The organism is Acidipila sp. EB88, from assembly GCF_003858395.1.
Taxonomy (GTDB): Bacteria; Acidobacteriota; Terriglobia; order Terriglobales; family Acidobacteriaceae; genus EB88.
Map to the genome: position 1 here is coordinate 1,517,054 of NZ_QWEV01000005.1, position 18,098 is coordinate 1,535,151.

At 63.3% G+C, this 18,098-nt stretch carries 12 protein-coding genes; 5 read left to right on the forward strand and 7 right to left on the reverse strand.

Annotated features, from left to right (window positions below):
- Window positions 1-259 precede the first annotated feature (259 nt).
- The 6 genes from D1Y84_RS07115 to D1Y84_RS07140 all read right to left on the reverse strand — a co-directional run bounded on the left by D1Y84_RS07115 (window position 260) and on the right by D1Y84_RS07140 (window position 5,898).
- Window positions 260-646, reverse strand: coding sequence for a hypothetical protein (locus D1Y84_RS07115; RefSeq protein WP_124847896.1), 387 nt, complete (start codon window positions 644-646; stop codon window positions 260-262).
- A 115-nt stretch (window positions 647-761) separates the two neighbouring features.
- A complete protein-coding gene (locus tag D1Y84_RS07120; protein WP_124847897.1) occupies window positions 762-1,790 on the reverse strand; it encodes an FUSC family protein in 1,029 nt (342 codons plus the stop codon).
- Window positions 1,791-1,934: 144 nt separating this feature from the next.
- Entirely contained in the window at window positions 1,935-3,386 is a 1,452-nt protein-coding gene (locus tag D1Y84_RS07125; protein ID WP_124847898.1) for a trehalose-6-phosphate synthase, read from the reverse strand.
- A gap of 50 nt (window positions 3,387-3,436) precedes the next feature.
- A complete protein-coding gene (otsB, locus tag D1Y84_RS07130; protein WP_124847899.1) occupies window positions 3,437-4,279 on the reverse strand; it encodes a trehalose-phosphatase in 843 nt (280 codons plus the stop codon).
- 63 nt (window positions 4,280-4,342) lie between these two features.
- Window positions 4,343-5,185, reverse strand: a complete 843-nt coding sequence (locus D1Y84_RS07135) for a flagellar motor protein MotB (RefSeq protein ID WP_124847900.1) — start codon at window positions 5,183-5,185, stop codon at window positions 4,343-4,345.
- On the reverse strand, window positions 5,182-5,898 hold the full coding sequence (locus tag D1Y84_RS07140; protein WP_124847901.1) for a motility-associated protein: 717 nt from the start codon (window positions 5,896-5,898) through the stop codon (window positions 5,182-5,184). The genes D1Y84_RS07135 and D1Y84_RS07140 overlap by 4 nt, the downstream gene beginning before the upstream one ends.
- 330 nt (window positions 5,899-6,228) lie before the next feature.
- Between D1Y84_RS07140 and D1Y84_RS07145 the strand changes: the two genes are divergently transcribed.
- The 5 genes from D1Y84_RS07145 (at window position 6,229) to D1Y84_RS07165 (ending at window position 15,138) form a co-directional block, all read left to right on the forward strand.
- A complete protein-coding gene (locus D1Y84_RS07145) occupies window positions 6,229-7,776 on the forward strand; it encodes an amidase (RefSeq protein WP_233581220.1) in 1,548 nt (515 codons plus the stop codon).
- Window positions 7,776-8,927, forward strand: a complete 1,152-nt coding sequence (locus D1Y84_RS07150; RefSeq protein WP_233581224.1) for an alpha/beta fold hydrolase — start codon at window positions 7,776-7,778, stop codon at window positions 8,925-8,927. Before D1Y84_RS07145 ends, D1Y84_RS07150 begins: the two co-directional genes overlap by 1 nt.
- 268 nt (window positions 8,928-9,195) lie before the next feature.
- The gene (gene pulA, locus D1Y84_RS07155) at window positions 9,196-12,621 is read left to right on the forward strand and encodes a pullulanase-type alpha-1,6-glucosidase (RefSeq protein WP_124847903.1); all 3,426 of its coding nucleotides are present in this window, start codon (window positions 9,196-9,198) and stop codon (window positions 12,619-12,621) included.
- A 329-nt stretch (window positions 12,622-12,950) separates the two neighbouring features.
- Window positions 12,951-13,958, forward strand: coding sequence for a ComEC/Rec2 family competence protein (locus D1Y84_RS07160; RefSeq protein WP_124847904.1), 1,008 nt, complete (start codon window positions 12,951-12,953; stop codon window positions 13,956-13,958).
- Between the two features lie 250 nt (window positions 13,959-14,208).
- The gene (locus D1Y84_RS07165; protein ID WP_124847905.1) at window positions 14,209-15,138 is read left to right on the forward strand and encodes a VOC family protein; all 930 of its coding nucleotides are present in this window, start codon (window positions 14,209-14,211) and stop codon (window positions 15,136-15,138) included.
- Between the two features lie 92 nt (window positions 15,139-15,230).
- On the opposite strand, the gene D1Y84_RS07170 is transcribed toward D1Y84_RS07165, so the two are convergent.
- Window positions 15,231-17,996 (reverse strand): glycoside hydrolase family 3 C-terminal domain-containing protein, encoded by a 2,766-nt coding sequence (locus tag D1Y84_RS07170; RefSeq protein ID WP_233581226.1) that lies wholly within the window; start codon window positions 17,994-17,996, stop codon window positions 15,231-15,233.
- Between the last annotated feature and the right edge of the window lie 102 nt (window positions 17,997-18,098).

Consider the following 18,098-nt stretch of genomic DNA (forward strand, 5'->3'; position numbering starts at 1 on the left):
TATGGCCTTCCCCTTTCCTGTTGCCGTGGCCGCTGGGAACGAACCCTCAACCTAAACGGCATGGAGCGGCGGCCTTCAGCTTCGAAGCGCGCAGAAATCCGCCAAATTGAAAGTCTCACTCCGGGCAAACAACCGTGTCACCTGAAGTGAAACACGCGTCATCCTGAGCGACGCGAAGGATCCGCGGTGTCTCCACCCCAAATCCACCGCCCTAGCGACCCACCGCAATACCGCGAACTCCTTGCGAGTCGCCAAGCGACTACTCCCCGCCTTTTTCGCCCTTGCCTTCGCCCTTCTCGTTCTTGTCGCCGTCTTCCTTGGTCTCTTCCTTGGTCTTCCAGAAGTTCTGCACCGCGCGCAACTGGTCCTCGGCCTGCCACGTCATCAAGCGCTGCTGCGCCTCCTGCCGCGTAATCTCCTCCACCGAGGTCGTCTCCAGCAGCTTCACCTGGTGCCACGGCACCAGCCGCGAACCGCGCAACAGAAAGCCGGATCCGGCCCAGCCCTCCGCCAGCTCGGACACCTTGCTCTTCACGTCCTTGGGATCCACAAAAGGATACAGCTCAAAACTTCCACCGTCGATCAGGTGGGCGGTGACGTGGGCAATCAACAGTGTTTCGGGATTCTGGGGGGCTGTGTCAGCCATGAATAATGCGCTCCTCTGCGTGGAACTTCAATCAGCACATTGGATGCAGGCACATCCGAGATCGCACCCGCGGATTGCACGAACACTCTCGCCAGCCCTCGACGCTCGGCTCGGGCTAGCGCGCGGGTTCCGTGGTCGCCACGGAACCCTTCTGCAGCAGGACCTGAATGGACTCCTGATCCTGCTTGTTGCGCAGCCGGATCACGAACAGCCGCACAGAAAGCGCGATTGCGCCGCCCACCATGGTGCAGACAAACCGGCGATGCGCGATCTCCGCCCCGGGAATGTGGTTCAGCGACAGCAAAAACACGATGTACGAGGTGAGAAACAGCGAGAACAGCCCGTAGTTCACGTTGTTCACGCCGTATGACAACCAGGTGAACAACACCACCAGCACCGCCAGTCCATACGGCGACGGATGCACATACACCAGGAAAACGCTGGAAAGCACGCCACCCGCCAGCGTGCCCACGGTGCGGGCAATCGCGCGGCTGGCCGTGTCCGCGATGCCCGGCCGCAACACCAGCAGCGCCGTCATCGGGATCCAGTAGCCGCTTTCAAAATGCAACTGGTGGTAGATCTCGGTCGAGATCGCCAGCACCGCCGCCAGCCGGCAGGCATAAGGCAGCGCTGAATTCCGCATCTGGCGGTGCCGCAGCGAAAGGACTGCGGTGAGGTAGGTACGGCGTAGAGCGAGTTCTTCTGAGCGCACGTAGCTGGCCAGTGCTCGCACGTGGCCGCCAAGCTCACCGAATGCCTTGAACAGAAACGCCGAAAACAGCAACTGGATGATGCCGCCCGCAAAGATCAGTGCCGAGCGCTGCGCAGCCTGCTCCGGCGACGACGGAAACGCCGAGGCGACCAGCAGCGTGACGACGCACTGCTGCCCCACCCAGCTATAGCCGGCCGCACGGCGCGACATCATGCCATAGCCAAACCCGAACAGCGTCGCCAGCACCGTCAGCACCCAGCTGTTATGGCCGGCCACCACCCCAATGAAGGTGCAGAAGGCCATGCCGAACGAGACGAAGATGATGGGCAGCAGCGGCGAGTTATCGATGCTCTGCTTGGCGCCGAATCCCGCTGTCATGGCGCCGCCGGCCGCGATCATGCCGCCGGCGGGATGCCCGATGGCGATACCCACCACGAGGCAGAGCGCAACCGCCAGGGTGAAGAACCAGTCGCTGCGGAACGAAGCCAGTTCCCAGTGAAAGATGTAACTGTCCGCGATATAGGCAAATGCCGGTCGGGGGCTTTCACCTCTGCCGGCATTTCAGTTGAGGCCGCGCTAAGCAGTGGCTGCATCCTCGTGGGGTGGTTCGGCCTGCGCCATGAAAGTCTCAAGCCACGTGGCGAGGTTGGCCTTGCGCACCTGGTTGCGGAGCCGCGTCATGCGGCGGCGCTGTTCAGCCTCGTCCATGGTGACGGCCTCCGCCAGCGCATTGGCCACGGCGCTCTGGTCATACGGGTTCACCAGCAGCGACCCCACCTTCAACTCGGTCGCCGCACCCGCAAACTCGCTCAGGATCAGCACGCCGTCATTCTCGTGCCGGCACGCGATGTACTCCTTGGCGACCAGGTTCATCCCGTCTTTCAGTGGGGTAATGAAGGCCACGCGCGAAGTGCGGTACAGGGCCAGCAGCTCTGTGCGTGGCAGCGCGCGATGGATGTAGTTGATCGGCACCCAGCCAGGTTCCGCGAACTCCCCGTTCACCTGCGTCACCAGTCGCTCGATCTCCGCCTTCAAAACCTGGTAGCCCGGGATGGACTCCCGCGAAGGCACCACGATCTGGATCAGCGAGGTCTTGCGGTGCAGCTCCGGGTGCTGCCGCAGAAACAGCGCGAAGGCCTTGAGCCGCTCGGGAATGCCCTTGGTGTAGTCGAGCCGGTCGATGCCCAGGATCGTGACCATGTCGTTGCGCTGCTGCGCGCGCAGCGTCGAAGCCCGCCGGCGCACATCGTCCGAATCTGAGCCGCGCTCGAAATCCTCGAAATCAATCGAGATGGGAAACGCCCCGACCACCGTGCGCCTGCCATCGAACTGCACCATCCGGTGGCCGCCGGCCGCGCGGGTGACGCTTATCTTGGGCAGGAAAGCGCTGAGACACGCGATGAAATTCCTCACATCGCGCGCCGTCTGCAGACCGATCAGTGTGTGCGACAGCAGCGACTCCAGCACCTGCCTGCCCCACGGAAGCTTCTCGTAAATATCGGGCGGCGGAAACGGAATGTGAAGAAAGAACACCAGCGTGGCCTTGGGCAGCTTCTTACGAAGAAGAGGCGCCACCTGCATCAGCTGGTAATCGTTGATCCAGATCAATGAATTGCGCTTGGAGATCTTGTTGACACACTCGGCGAACTTCGCATTCACCTGCAGGTAGAACTCCCAGTACGACGGGTCGAAATTGCAGCGTGACTGGAGGTCGTGAAACAGCGGCCAGATGATCTCGTTCGAGAAACCCTCGTAGAACTTCGCCTGCTCTTCCAGCGTGAGCGTGATTGGCTCATACCGGTAGTGGTGCTGACGAGCCAGCACGCTCAACTCTTCGCGCATCTGCTTCTGGTGTTCGGGGTCCTGCTCCGTGCCCGCAGAACCGACCCAAATGCCTCCATGTTCCTGCAGCAATGGCTCGAGCGCAGTGACCAGCCCTCCGCTGCTCTGCTTGGCATGGAGACCCTTCTCTCCCTTTTCAAAGGAAAGAGGAAGACGGTTCGACAGGATGATGAGGTCTCGCTTCATGAGGTAAGGGGCTGCTTTCTAGTGTATGAGTTACCGGTTCTTGCCGCCAGTTACCGATAGGGCCTCGAGCCAGCCGTCCAGAAAGCCGAGCAATTCTTCGGGCGGTCGAAGCGAGAAGGAAGCATGCGAACCCCGGGGCGGTTCGCGCACCAGCAGCCCCAGCCCCCGCGTGCACGCATCACCTGGAACGCATCCTCGTCCGTCGTGTCGTCTCCCAGGAAAGCAGCATGCCGGGCATTGGATCCTGCCAGCAGCGCTGCCGCCGCATGCCCCTTGGTCTGGTCTTCTGCACGCAACTCCAGGCCACCATCAAACGGCAGAACCGCCAGGCAGTGATGCCCCGCATGGGGCTTGAACGCAGCGTCAGCCTGTGCCCGGGCACGGTCGATCCCGGTGGATTCTAAGGATCGCCAGTGCAGGGCAAGGCTTGCCGCCTTTCGCTCGACCAGTGCGGCAAGCCCCTCGGCTTTCAGCGTCGCCTGCGCCTGATCCAGCGCCGCCCGCTGTTCCTGCGATGGCTCCATCAGCGAGTAGTCGCCCTCGTCCGTGCCATTCGGCACGCGGTGCTCGCGGCCATGCATGCCCCAGATCTCCGCGTCCGCGGCGAGCGGCAACAGCAGGATCAGTTCGCGGGCTGGCCGGCCCGAAACAAAGCAAAGCCGCGTCGGTCCTTCCGCAATGGCGAGCAGTCGCTCCGGCACGCCCGGATAGGCATACGCCTGCATCTTGTCCTGCTGAAACGGGGCAAGCGTCCCGTCATAGTCACAGAGCAGGGTGGGTGCCGTCGCGGTACTCAGGTCTGCAAAAAACTTGGTGCGGGCTGCTTCGCTGTCCATCCAGCGCATGGGAACTGGCAGCGGGTGCGGAACGGGTTGCTGGGCGGGCTCGGCCATACACCATCAGATGCAGACACCGCCGCCGCCAGACCATGCATTCACCACGCATTCACGGTGCGTTCACCGCGGGATCGGTCCTGCCTGCTCAGAAGCATGTGCCATCGAAGCGGCGCCTGGCTGCTGTGCGCGCACCACCACCAGGTCGACACGGCGGTTGCGCTGCCTGCCCTCAGCACTGTCATTTGCGGCCAGCGGCCGGTAGGGGCCGTAGCCCGCCATGGACAAACGCGTCGGGTCGTAGTGCGCCTGGTCCACCAGCAGCAGCAGCACGGTCATGGCACGCGCTGCAGAAAGCTCCCAGTTCGAAGCAAAAAACGCATTGTGTATCGGCTGATCGTCCGAGTGGCCTTCCACGCGCAGTGTGAGGTCATGCGTTCGCAGGATCGCGCCCGCCTGCACCACCAGGTGCGCCTGGTCCGCCATCATGTTTGCCTCAGCGGAGTGAAAAAAACCGAGCTCCTCGAAGGAAATCACGAGCCCTTCCGGCGTGCGCGCCAAGTCCACTTCGTGCTTCTGGATCGAGGCGCCCAGCACCGTGCCAAGCTCTGAAGACAGCACATCCAGGTCGCTGTCGGAGAGCTGCCCGGTCGGCGCGGGCGGTGCGCTCACCGCAGTGTTCAGCCTGAGTGCAGGTGCGGGCACAGCCGCATGCGTGCTGCCCTGGGCAGTGCCGCGCACCGGGCTTCCTTCCCTGCCTCCAAACCCGGAGTGGATGGCACCCGACAGCCGGCCAAGCCCCTCGGCGCTGTGCCGCGTGGCGGCGAACAGCACCACGAACAGGGCGAACAGCAATGTCATGAAGTCGGCATATGACACCAGCCAGCGCTCATGCGAGATCAACACCTGGTACCGCGTGCGACGTCTGCGCCCTTCGCGCGCAGTGGCGGCGGGCAGCGTGCTCATCGCGCTGCCTTGACCTGCGCGATGGGCGACGGGGCGCGCTCCGCCGTGGCCACTCCCAGCTTCTCCCGAAGTGCGCGTGGACTGGCACCTTCCACCATCGAGGCCACGCCCTCCAGTGTTCTTTCACGCAGGAGGTGCATCTCGCGCGCATGCGCCCGCAGCTTGCCTGCCAGTGGAAGCAGCACCAGGTTCGCCAGGCCCACGCCGTACAGGGTAGCCACAAACGCGATGGCGATGCCGCGCCCGATCGATCCGATGTCATCGAGATGCTGCATCACCTGGTCCACGTCAAACGTACTGACACCGCCAGTGAGAGCCATGCGCAGGGTGTCGCAAACAAACGCCCGCGCATGATGATCCTTAAGGAAGACAGGATATTTCTTGAACAGTTCACTCTTGTCGGCCTCTTCGATGTCGCCCTCGATTGAGACCATGCCGTCCTTGCGCGCCTTGGTGAAGAGATCAAACATCATTTTCAGGGTGTCCAGGTAGCGTTGCTGCGGAAACTTGGAACCGCCGACGACGCCCACCAGTCCCCCGGCGATGCCTTTCAAAATGTGCGTGGGATTAGCGGCCAGCATGGTGCCCAGCGCCGCGCCGCCGATCGTAACAAGCTCGGCCGGCTGGACCAGGACGGCAAGGTTCCCCTTCTCCATAAGGAAGCCGCCGATAACCGCGCCGAAGACAAGCAGGATGCCGATAATGGAAAACATGTATGTGTCGTGCCCTTCCAATGGAGAACAAGCTGGCTGCTACCGTCCCAGGTGTTTCATCTATCGGCGCAAGGGGTCAAAGCGTTCAGGGCTGAAGCCAAATCTTGCTCGGGCGGTAACGCGCGCCCGATGAGCCCGTTGTGTCCCCTGCGAAATCCGCTGACAGCGCCGCTGCAGCCATCCGCTGCAGGCCGTGCTATCAATCAAACACACCGCCATGCGACTGCTGACCCTGCCGACTTCGCTGCTCCTGCTGCTTATGCTGTTTGCTACGCTGCCTGCACACGCCAGCACTCCGCCGCAGAACACCCCCAGCCGGCTCACTTTGACGTGACGGAGACAACCATCGCAGCCACGCAGGCTGCTCTGCTTGCTGGCCGCACAAGCTGCCGCGCGATTGTGGCGGCTTACTTCGCGCGAATCGATGCCTATGACCAGCAGGTGCCTGGGACGCAGGCAAGCCGAACCAGGGCAAGCCATCCGGATGATGAGCCGGTGGGTCCGCTCAACAGCATCGTCACCCGCAACCCCGAGGTATTCGCCGACGCAGCTCGGTGCGACCGCGACCTTGCCCACTCGCACCGGCTGCTGCCGCTCTCGGGCGTCGCCGTCATCATCAAGGACAACTACGACACCCGCGGGCTGCAGACCACGGGTGGTTCGCTTGCGATGCGGGGCTTTCAGCCGGCCACAGACGCCACCATGGTCGCGAAGCTGCGGGCAGCCGGCGCTCTCATCCTGGGCAAATCCAACATGGCCGAGTGGGCGTTCAGCCCTTATGTGACGGCCAGTTCCATCGCAGGCATTACGCGCAACCCTTATGACCTGGCGCGCGTACCCGCCGGCTCCAGCGGTGGTACCGCTGCGGCAGTGGCGGCAAGCCTGGCCGAGGTGGGTCTCGGCACCGATACCGGCAACTCCATTCGCGGTCCGTCCTCGCATAACGACCTGGTCGGCATCCGTCCTACCATCGGGCTCACCAGCCGCGCAGGCATCATTCCGCTGTTCGCGAACAATGACGTCGGCGGTCCCATGGCACGCAGTGTCGCCGATGCCGCGACTCTACTCACCTCAGTGGCCGGCGCGGACCCGTCTTACCCCGTCACGGAACTCGCAAGGGAACGCCCTGCACTCGACTACAAACAGTTTCTTGAAGCGCACGCACTGCGCGGGGCTCGCATCGGCGTCTTTCGGCAGTATTTCGACACCCCCACGACCGACCCCGAGGTCAAGGCAGTGACGGAGAGCGCGCTCGCCGAACTCCAGGCGCAGGGAGCCGTGCTGGTCGACCCCTTCACGATTCCCGAATACGCAAGCCTCACGAAAGACCTGTGGTGTGGTGACTTCGCCTCCGACCTCAACAACTACCTCGCCAGACATCCGGGCGCGCCCTATCGCGACCTGCAGGCCATTGTGGATTCCGGCTTGTACCTGCCTTACATCGCCGAGCAGATGCATGACGCCGTTAACCCCAAGCCGGCACCCGATGACCGCCGAGCGCCGTGCCCCGACGTGTACCACGATCCGCCCAAGATCGCGTTTCGCGCCGCGGTGCTTGCTGCGATGGATCGCGCCCATCTAGATGCCATCGTGTACCCCACCTGGAGCAATGCTCCCCGCAAGGTGGGCGACATAACCAGCCCTGCGGGAGACAACAGCCAGGTGTTGTCGCCGCAGACCGGCTTTCCCGCCATCACGGTTCCCATGGGGTTCACCCACGGCATGCTGCCTGCCGGCCTCACTTTCTTCGGACGCGCGTTCAGTGAAGGACCACTGATCCGCCTGGCCTACAGCTACGAGCAGGCGACACATCACCGTGAGCCGCCGCCGCTCTTTCCTCCACTCGCTTCAAATGCCGCCCAGGAGGGCGCACGCTGATGTTGCTTCCATTCCGTTTGAAGTGTTTTCGTCCGGCGGCACTCATGCTGGGCTGCGTCGTGGGCTGCGGTGTCACCGGTATGCCTGAGAAGGCAATGGCCCAGCAGGCGGCCACAGAGCCCCAGCCGGAGCAGCACGAGTACGTGATCCGCAACTTCCATACCGAAAGCGGGGCGGTGTTGCCCGAAGCGCACATTGTGTACGGCACCTATGGACACCTGGACGCTGCCGGCGACAACGTGGTGCTGCTGCCGTCGCACTACATGGCCGAGATGCACGGCTACGGATGGCTCATCGGCCCGGGCAAGGCGCTCGATCCGACCAAACTGTTCCTGGTCACCAGCGAGCTGTTCGGCAATGGCCGCTCGTCCTCACCCTCGAATACGCCGGAGCCCTTTCACGGCCCGCGCTTTCCGGTCATGACGATCCGGGACAACGTGGAGGCAGTGCACCAGGTGCTGGCGGAACAGCTGCACGTGAAGCACCTCCAGGCAGTAATCGGCTTCTCCATGGGCGCGCAGCAGGCGTTCCAATGGGCCGTCAGCTACCCGGACTACATGGATCGCATCATCGCGACTTCCGGCACGGCCAAGACCTACGGACATGGCATCGTTCGCAACGAGGGGCAGATCACCGCGATCACCACGGACCCATCCTTCGCCGGCGGTGACTATAAGGCCGAACCCGCCCAGGGGATCGAAGCTTTCTCGCTGATGTGGACCGGCTGGCTCTTTTCGCAGCAGTGGTGGCGCGAGGAGCTGTGGCGGCAGGAGGATCCGAAATATACTGACGTGCGCCAGGTCATCGAGCATTACCGCACCCACTTCATCCCTGGTGCCGACGCCAACAACCTGATCCTGCAACTGCGTACCTGGGAGAGCAACGACGTCGGGCACACGGGCCGATTCAACGGCAACGTGGACGCTGCGCTCGGTTCAATCAAGGCGCAGGTCTTGTACATGCCGTCCGCAACTGATCTGTACTTCCCCGTGGAAGACGCTCGTTACGAAGCGCAGTTCATTCCGCACTGCACACTGTTGCCGATTCCTTCGCTCTGGGGCCACCCGGCGGGCGCGGGCGCAAGCCCGGCGGACGAGAAGTTCCTGAACGACCACGTTGCCGCCTTCATGGCTGCCGCGCCCATTCGGTAAGCTTCAGCCTTGGCAGGGCGCGTCAGGCCGGCTTGAAACGGTCCTGGTGACAGCCCTGCTGCGGGCACCGTTGCGCCCCAAGGCTGCTGCCTGAACGCACCCCGCTCTGGCTAGACATCCTCCCGGTCTCTCCCGCTGTTGCAGATCACCAGCTAAACCGCTGACGTGCAGCGGCTTAGCTGGTGAACCAACAATGTGCCAATTTTGATTTGCAGACCGTCGTGTCCATGCCATTGACTTGGCTTCGGCAATTCCGGAGGCCTCTGGCATGAAGTTGTTCCGTCCGCTCCTTACGCTCTGTTTCGCCACTGCGCTGTTTGCCCTGGCTGCGACGCATTCCGCCACCGCGCAGACCGAGCCTCCGATCCCAGCAGGCGAGATTCGGGTCCACTACTTCCGCCCGGACGGGGTTTACACCGGTTGGACGGTCTATGCTTTCGGCGACACGACCGAACCGAACAACTTCGCCGGCGGTCCTGTGCCGGTGACCGGCACCGACAGCTTCGGCGCGTACTTCGACGTGGGTGTGACCACAGGTGCCGCCGACGTCGGGCTGATCCTGCACATTGGCAACACCAAGGACCCCGGACCTGACGAGCATGTGGATCCCGCTACCCAGGGCAACGAGTTCTGGGAGCTCTCGGGCAGCGACATCATGCTGAATCACCGGCCCACGATCGGTCAGGATGGCCCCATCCCCGCGAATCACGCCCGCATCCACTACTACCGCCCCGACGGCAACTATGCCAACTGGAGCCTCTACCCGTTCGGCACGACAACGGATCCGTCCGGCACCTTCTGCTCGACCGAGGACTACTACGCCGGCTACGACAGCTATGGCCCCTACTTTGACGTGGGCGTCTCGACCGGGCAGCTTGGCTTCATCATTCACAACTGCACTACAGGCGTAAAGGATCCCGGGCCCAACCAGTACCTGCAGATCCCGCAGGAGCCGGAGGGTTGGGTGATTTCAGGCGATGTGGATGTGTTTCCACAACAGCCGGCCCCGGCGCAACTGCTGCTTGGCCCCTTCAACCAGCTGCAGAGCTACTGGATCGACGCCACCACCATTGCGGTGCAGCCGCAATACGCGCAGTCCGGCTACACCTGGACGCTGAACGCGAGTCCGACGGCCGGCCTCCAGATCACCGCGACCGGGCTCACCGGCGGCACCAGAATCGCGCTGACGCCATTCTCGGGCACACTCACACAGCAGGAGCTCACACGCTTCCCGCAGCTTGCCGGCTACGCGCTGTTCAAGTTGCCCGTACAGATTGATCCGGCGACCGTACGGCAGGCACTCAAGAGCCAGCTTGAAGTCGCCGCCACCGCTGCCGACGGCACACTGAAGTACACCACCGGCGTGCAGACGTTTGGAGCGCTCGATGCGCTGCTTGCGTATGCCGGCCCGCTGGGAGTTGTGATCCCGCATGGCATCACCCCCGACTCGATTCTGCAGGGTGCGGAATCGCCCACCTACCCGATCCAGATCAAGGTGTGGGCGCCCACGGCGCAGAGCCTCTCGCTGCTGCTCTTCCGCGAGCCGACCGATACCGTCCCGGCGAAGACGATCGCCATGCAGGAGCAGAATGGCGTCTGGAGCGCGGGTGTCCCGATCGAGTGGCGAAGCAGGTATTACCAGTTGCAGGCGCGGGTCTACGTGGCGGCGCAGCAGGCGATCCTGACCAACACCACGACGGACCCGTACTCGGTCGATCTGTCGCTCAACGGCACGATGAGCCGCATTACCGATCTTGCCTCGGAGACTACGAAGCCCGCACTCTGGGATTTCTCCCCTTCGCCGCGTCTTGACAACATCCTCGACACCAGCATCTACGAGCTGCATGTGCGCGACTTCAGCGTGGCGGACAGCACGGTGCCGGCCAGCCACCGCGGCACCTACGATGCGTTTGCCGACCAGGGCAGCGACGGCATGCGCCATCTGCACGCCCTTGCCCTGTCCGGGCTCAAGGCAGTGCACATCCTGCCGAGCTTCCACTTCGCAAGCGTGAACGAGGACAAGAGCACCTGGACAACCACCGGCAACCTCGCACAGTACCCGCCCGACTCTGAACAGCAGCAGCAGGCCGTCACTGCGGTGCAAAGCACGGACGCCTATAACTGGGGCTATGACCCGGTGCACTACATGACGCCTGAAGGTGCGTACGCGATCAACCCCGACAACCGCGTGCTGGAATACCGGGCGATGGTGCAGGGCCTGCACCTGGCTGGCCTGCGCGTGATCCAGGATGTGGTATTCAACCACACCTCGGCCAGCGGGCAGGACCCATCAGCTAACCTCGATGAGCTCGTACCGAACTACTACCATCGCCTCGATGCAAACGGTGTACTCGAGACCGGCTCTTGTTGTGCAGACATCGCAAGCGAACACCAGATGACCGAAAAGCTGATGATCGACACCCTGCTGCTCAACGCGAAGCAGTACAAGATCGACGGCTTCCGCTTTGATGAGATGGGTATGCACTTTGTCTACAACATGGTGGACATCCGCAATGCCCTGGACGCGCTTACCGTTGAGCGCGACGGGATCGATGGCAGCAAGATCTATGTCTACGGGGAAGGATTCCAGATTGCCGAGGCAGCCAATAACGCCATCGGACCCAACGCCAGCCAGATCAATCTCTACGGCACCGGCATCGGCAGCTTCAATGACCGCATGCGCGACTCCGTACGTGGCGGCAATGCCTTTGGCACGGCCGAGCAGGTGCAGGGGTTTGCCACCGGGTTGCTTACAGATTCGAGCAGCTACACCAACCAGAACACGGCAGCCAGCGATCAGCGCACCACGTTGTTGCAGGGCGCGGACCTTATCCGTCTCAGCCTGGCAGGGGCATTGCGGGATTACACCTTCCAGAACTACCTGGGGCAGACCACGACCGGGGCACAGCTCAATTACGGCGGTCAGCCGGCAGGCTACACCGCGACTCCGCTTGAAGACGTGAACTACTGCTCGGTGCACGACAACCAGGACCTGTTCGACGCCGTGCAGCTCAAATCCGCAGAGGGAGACACCATCGGGCAGCGCGCTCGCCGGCAGGTCCTTGCCATGAGCCTTATCGCGCTCGGCGAGGGCATCCCCTTCTTCCATGGCGGCGATGACCTGCTTCGGTCGAAAGACATGGACAACAACTCCTACGACTCCGGCGACTGGTTCAACAAGATCGACTGGAGCGGCAAGGGCAACAACTGGGGCACCGGCCTGCCGATCGCGAGTCAAAACCAGTCGGAGTGGCCGGTGATGCAGCCGCTGCTTGCCAATCCAGCGCTTGAGGCAACGCCCACGTCCCTCGCAGCAACAACCCAGGCCTTCCAGGAGTTCCTGCGCATCCGTTACAGCAGCGGACTGTTCCGCATGGCCACCTTCAACGAGGTGCAGCAGAACCTCAGCTTCCTCAACACAGGACAGAGCCAGACTCCCGGACTGATCGTGATGAAGCTGGACGATCACGGGCACGCTTACGGAGACGCCCATCACATCGTTGTGTTCTTCAACGCTGCCAACACGTCCCTCACCTACACCGACAGCAGCCTGCAGGGCATGGCGCTTCACCTGCACCCTGTTCAGCAGGCGTCCTCAGATGCGACGGTGCAGCAGAGCACCTTCAACAGCAAAGAGGGCTCAGCCACCATCCCTGCATTGACGACTGTGGTGTTTGTCAGCGAAAAGGAGTAGCCGCTTGGCGCCGGAAACATCTCTGCTTCGGTGCGAATGGGTTTGCGCGCCGAAGCACGTGTCACTGACTGCGATCGTCAAACCAGGTTGGTGGTAGGGTTGCTTCTGATCGACGGTCGCGCTGTGTGGATCGCTGGAATCGGACTTCTGTGGAGGGACAAAGCTTGCTGGAAACATTGCTTCTGAGAAAAGGCGTTGTGCGCGCAGCCTGCGCAGCTTTTTTAATTACCGCGGCTTGCGCAGCACCGGGCTTCGGTGCCGCGCTGCCTGCACCAGGCACAACCCCCACTGCGGCATCCGCCACGCACCCGCTGCATGACGGCCTCCGCATGTTTTTCATCGACGTGGAGGGTGGACAGGCGACCCTCTTTGTGACGCCGGCCGGGCGTTCGCTGCTGATCGATACAGGATGGCCCGGCAACGCGGGACGCGACGCCGATCGTATTGTTTCCGCCGCACAGGCTGCCGGTCTTACCCGCATCGATGCCGTGCTGATCACGCACTACCATACCGACCACGTGGGCGGAGTGCCGCAACTCGCGGCGCGTTTTCCGATTGGCATGTTTCTCGATCATGGCCCTGACCGCGAGTTCAATGACCCGGCCACCGTTGCGGGCTGGAACGCGTACCAGAAGCTGCTGTCATCGGGAAAGTACGGCCACCGCATCATGCGGCCCGGGGAACTGCTGCCCGGTTGGAATGCCCCGGGTGCGCCTCGCGCCACGGTGCTCAGCGCCGACGGCGTGCTCATCGGCAATCCCCTGCCCGGTGCCGGCGCGACGAATCCCTTCTGCGGCGCAGCGGATGGCAAGCGCCCTGCAGATGTGCCCGCAAATGACACTACCGAGAATGCGCGCTCGCTCGGGATCCTGATCGAGTGGGGCAAACTGCGCATCCTCGATCTTGGCGACCTCACCTGGGACAAGGAACGCCCGCTGGTGTGCCCAGTCAACAAGGTTGGCAAGGTGGACCTGCTCATCGTTTCGCATCACGGCTTCGAGCAAAGCTCCAGTCCGGCACTGGTCGACGCAGTGGCGCCAAGGGTCGCCATCATGGACAATGGCGCGCGCAAGGGGGGCTCGCCGCGCGTGCTTGGGGTTGTCGCCGGCGCCCCTTCGAAGCCCGCGCTCTGGCAGTTGCACTTCTCGCAGGAGGGCGGTCCCGCGCACAACACGGAGCCCGCGCATATCGCGAACCTGCACGATGGGGAAGGTGATGCAGCAAACCGGATTGAGGCAACAGCCACCGCCGACGGCACCATTACGGTGAAAAAGACCGGAACCGCGGATGCTGCCACCGTCTACCGCCCCAGCCCTCTCGCGGCGCAGCCCCGATAACAATCTCGGGCGTGGGTACGAGCCGGTATCTCGCCTGCAACCAGCGACCGATCACGCCTGCTCAGGAGCTTTCCAGCAAGCTGCTCGCAGTGCGCGCGAGGTCCGCAGCGCGCGCTGCCGGACGACGCCGGTTCGCCCGGGGTGGATCATACCTGCTATAAACTCCGTGCTTGTTTCTGCGACCGTGTTCCGCAACTGAAAGTCGGACCGATCCAGCGGGAAGCACGATCTCCTCCGAAAGGCTGCTTCCATGTTTGTTTTCGATCGACTCCGCTTTGTCCCGGCTGCGCTGGCGCTGCTGCTGCCCGCAACCACCCTGCTGGCTGCGCCCGCACCGCAACGCCCCCCCATCACCGGCATCGCGCATGTCGCCATCGCCACGCAGGACATGGCGGCCTCGCGCCACTTCTACACGCACTATCTCGGCTGGACCGCCGTTGCTTCGCCCGAGTTCGCCGACGGGGTGCGGTTTTACGGCGACCCTCGGCAGACCGTGGAGGTGCACCCCGCCAAGTCGCCGTCCGAGCTCGCGCTGGAACACGTAGCCTTCGCCACCACCAACGCCGAAGCACTGCGCATGTACCTCAAGAGCAAAGGTGTGGCTGTGCCTGACGCAGTGAACAGGCTCCGCGACGGAGAGCAGCGCTTTCTGGTGAAGGACCCGGAAGGAAACGCGATCGAGTTTGTGCAGCGCCCGGCTGGCGGGCTGCACGGCGCAAAGCCTGTCGACAGCATCTCCGGGCGCATCATCCATGCCGGCTTCATCGTGAAGTCCGCCCCGGCGGAGGACCAGTTCTACCGAAACATCCTGGGCTTCAAACTGTATTGGACCGGCGGCATGAAGGATAACAAGACCGACTTCTTCTCACTGCAGGTGCCGGATGGTACGGACTGGCTGGAATACATGCTGAACAATCCACCTAACCCGAGCCATCACGCCATTGGCGTGGCCGATCACTTCTCGCTCGGTGTTGTGGCTATGGATCCGGTCGTGGCCGCTTTCCAGAAGCGCGGATTTCCGCCGGAGGGACAGCAGGCCAAGCAGATGGGCCGCGATGGCAAATACCAACTCAACGAGTTTGACCCGGATGGTGTGCGCATCGAGTACATGGAGTTCAAGCCGGCGCAGAAGCCATGCTGCCATGACTTCACCGCGCCGCACCCGGAACCCGATAAGTAGCCGAATCGCTGACAGGGCTCGCAGGCCAGAGCCCTGTCAGCTTAGTGTTTGACCACTCTTCGCCGCACTTCCGCCGGTACGCGCGTTCGACCCTACTTCGGCAGCTCCTGCTCGCCCGTGATGCTGAACTGCGCGGTCAGGCCCGGCCCGTTGGAATCCGCGCCTCCAGCCGCCGGCTGCGAACCACCCAGCGCGAGCGAGTACTGGCCGGCTACCATGGCGCGCCGCCCGTTTGCATTGACTGTGCTGAGCTGCCGCGGATCCAGCGCAAACCGTACATGCCTGGACTCCCCGGCGTTGAGGTGGACCCGGTCAAAAGCGATCAGTTGCAGCCTGGGCGAGATCTCCGTCCGGGGCGGTGTGAGGTACAGTTCCGCAACTTCATCCCCGGCAACGCTTCCCGTGTTCTTCAGGTCGGCTTCCACCGTCAGCGGCTGGCCTGCGGCCACGCTCTGGCTCGACAGCTTCATGTTGGTAAAAGCGAAGTGCGTGTAGCTGAGCCCGAAGCCAAACGGGTAGAGCGGCTTGCCCGCGAAGTAGCGGTAGGTGCGGTTCTTCATCGAGTACTCATTGAACGGCGGCAGGTCGTCCACATTCGCGTAGAAGGTCAGCGGCAGCTTGCCGCCGGGGTTCTGCACTCCCGCAAGCGTCTGCGCAATGGCAGTGCCCCCGGCCTCGCCCGGGTACCAGGCTTCCACGATCGCGTTGGCGTGCTCCGCCGCCCAGTTCACCGCGAGCGCGCTTCCATTCATCAAGACCACGACCAGCGGCTTGCCGGTCGCAGCCACGGACTCAAGCAGCTTCTGCTGTGCCGCCGGAAGGTCGAGCGCGGTGCGATCGCCGCCCGCGAACCCTTCCACGTGCACCGGCATCTCTTCGCCCTCAAGCTCCGACTGCAGCCCGACAAATGCCACCGTCACATCGGCCTGCCGCGCGGCGGCCACGGCTTCATCCAGCTCGGTTGCAGTGGGGGCCACCCAGCGCAGCGAGATGCCGGCGGGCGTGGTTTTGCCCAGGTGCCGGTACTCGATGGTGATCGCATGGGGTTTCGCGTCGGCAAGCGCCAGGTCGATCTCCGGCAGGATTGAGTCATACTGATCGCCGCCTGCTGTGTGCTTTGCCGTGTCCACCGGCTTGCCATCGACCGTGACCACGATGCGTTCGGTCTCACGCTCCGCGGCACTCTTGTCGCCGCAGCCTTCGCCGCAGCGTCCTACCTTGATTCCGAACTGGTAAGTCCCCGGCTTCGGGGCGGTGATGTTTCCACTCCAGCGCACGGTGAAGCCGTCGCGCTGCAGCCCGGGCGTGGGGCTGGCATGGCTCCAATCGAAATCAATCTGCGCATCGACCCGCTTGAGCACAGGCGTGCCGGCAGGCTCGGTTCCGGCGTAGTACTCACCGAGCAGACCCTGCTTGCCGTCGAGCGTGGTGAAGAGCGTACGCGGTGCGGGCAGCTCGATGCCTTCGGCAAACGGCGAGCCCTGCGCATACACCACCCTGGCGTTGCGGAACTGTTGCAGCATGCCGTCCACCGGCAGAACCGGGTGCGAGGGGATGGCGTTGTAGTTGCCTTCGAGCGCAATCAGAGAGGCGGCGTTAGGGCCTACAACCGCGATCGTCTTCACGCCGGAACGCAGCGGCAGCGTGCCATCGTTCTTGAGCAGCACCATGGCTTCGCTCGCTGCCTTCTGCGCAAGCGCGCGATGCGCCGCGCTGTCGTCCTCGCTGAACGGAATGCTGTTGTAGGGAACCATGGCCGGCGGGTCGAACATGCCCAGTTCCATGCGGGCCGTAAACAGCCGCTTCACCGCCGTATCCACGGCGCTCTCCGCGATCAGGTGATCGTGCACCGCTTCGACCAGGTGCTTGTACGTGGGCACGCAGCTGGTGTCGGTACCCGCCAGCACCGAGACGGCCGAAGCATGCTCGGCATCTTTCTGGGTGTTGTGGTCCGGGTAGCTCTGCGGGTACATGTCATCGATGGCGCCGCAGTCCGACGTGACAAAGCCCTTGAAGCCCCAGGCGTCGCGCAGGGTCTTCTGCAGCAGCATCGTGTTGGCACAGGCCGGGGTGCCATCCACCGCGTTGTAGGCGCACATCAGCGAAGCGGCCTTGGCATCGACAATGGTGGCGCGGAAGGCCGGGAAGTACGTCGACTCGAGGTCATACGGTGAGGGCGTCACGTCAAACTTGTGCCGCTCACTCTCCGGCCCGCTGTGCACGGCGAAGTGCTTCGGGGTCGCGACCACTTTCAGATACCGCGCGTCGGTGCCCTGCAGTCCGCGCACAAACGCGACACCCAGCGTGCCGGTCAGGTATGGGTCTTCCCCATAGGTCTCCTGTCCACGGCCCCAACGGGGATCGCGGAAAATGTTGATATTGGGCGACCAGACGGTCAGGCCGAAATAGCGCCCGTGGTTGCCCTCCGCGATGGCACGGTTGTACTTGGCGCGTGCCTCGGTTGCGATCACATTTGCTTCCTGCCCCACGAGCTCCCGGTCCCACGTAGCGGCCATGCCGATGGCCTGCGGAAACATGGTGGCGTAACCCGACCGCGCAACCCCGTGCAGTCCCTCGTTCCACCAGTTGTATTCAGGAATGTCGAGCCGAGGGATCGCCGGAGCCTCGTCCACCATCTGGCCCGCTTTTTCTTCCAGCGTCATGCGGCCTACCAGGTCATCCACCCGCTGCGCGATCGGCAGCGACGCATTCTTGAAAGGAGCGCTGCCCAGCGGAGCAGCACTGCCCGGCGTCTGCGCCATTGCTCCGCAGCAGGCAAGCGCCAGTGGCAGGGCGATGATGGAAGGCAGCGCGGCATGGTTCAGTGGATTGGACCGGTTCGGTTTCGGACGGGACATCATTTTGCTGGACCTGCTTTCGCGGACTGCATCCGCCTGCAGAAGATTGTGCACGATTCAAACTATGTTTGCGAGTGATCCACCTGCCCCGCTTTGCGTCCT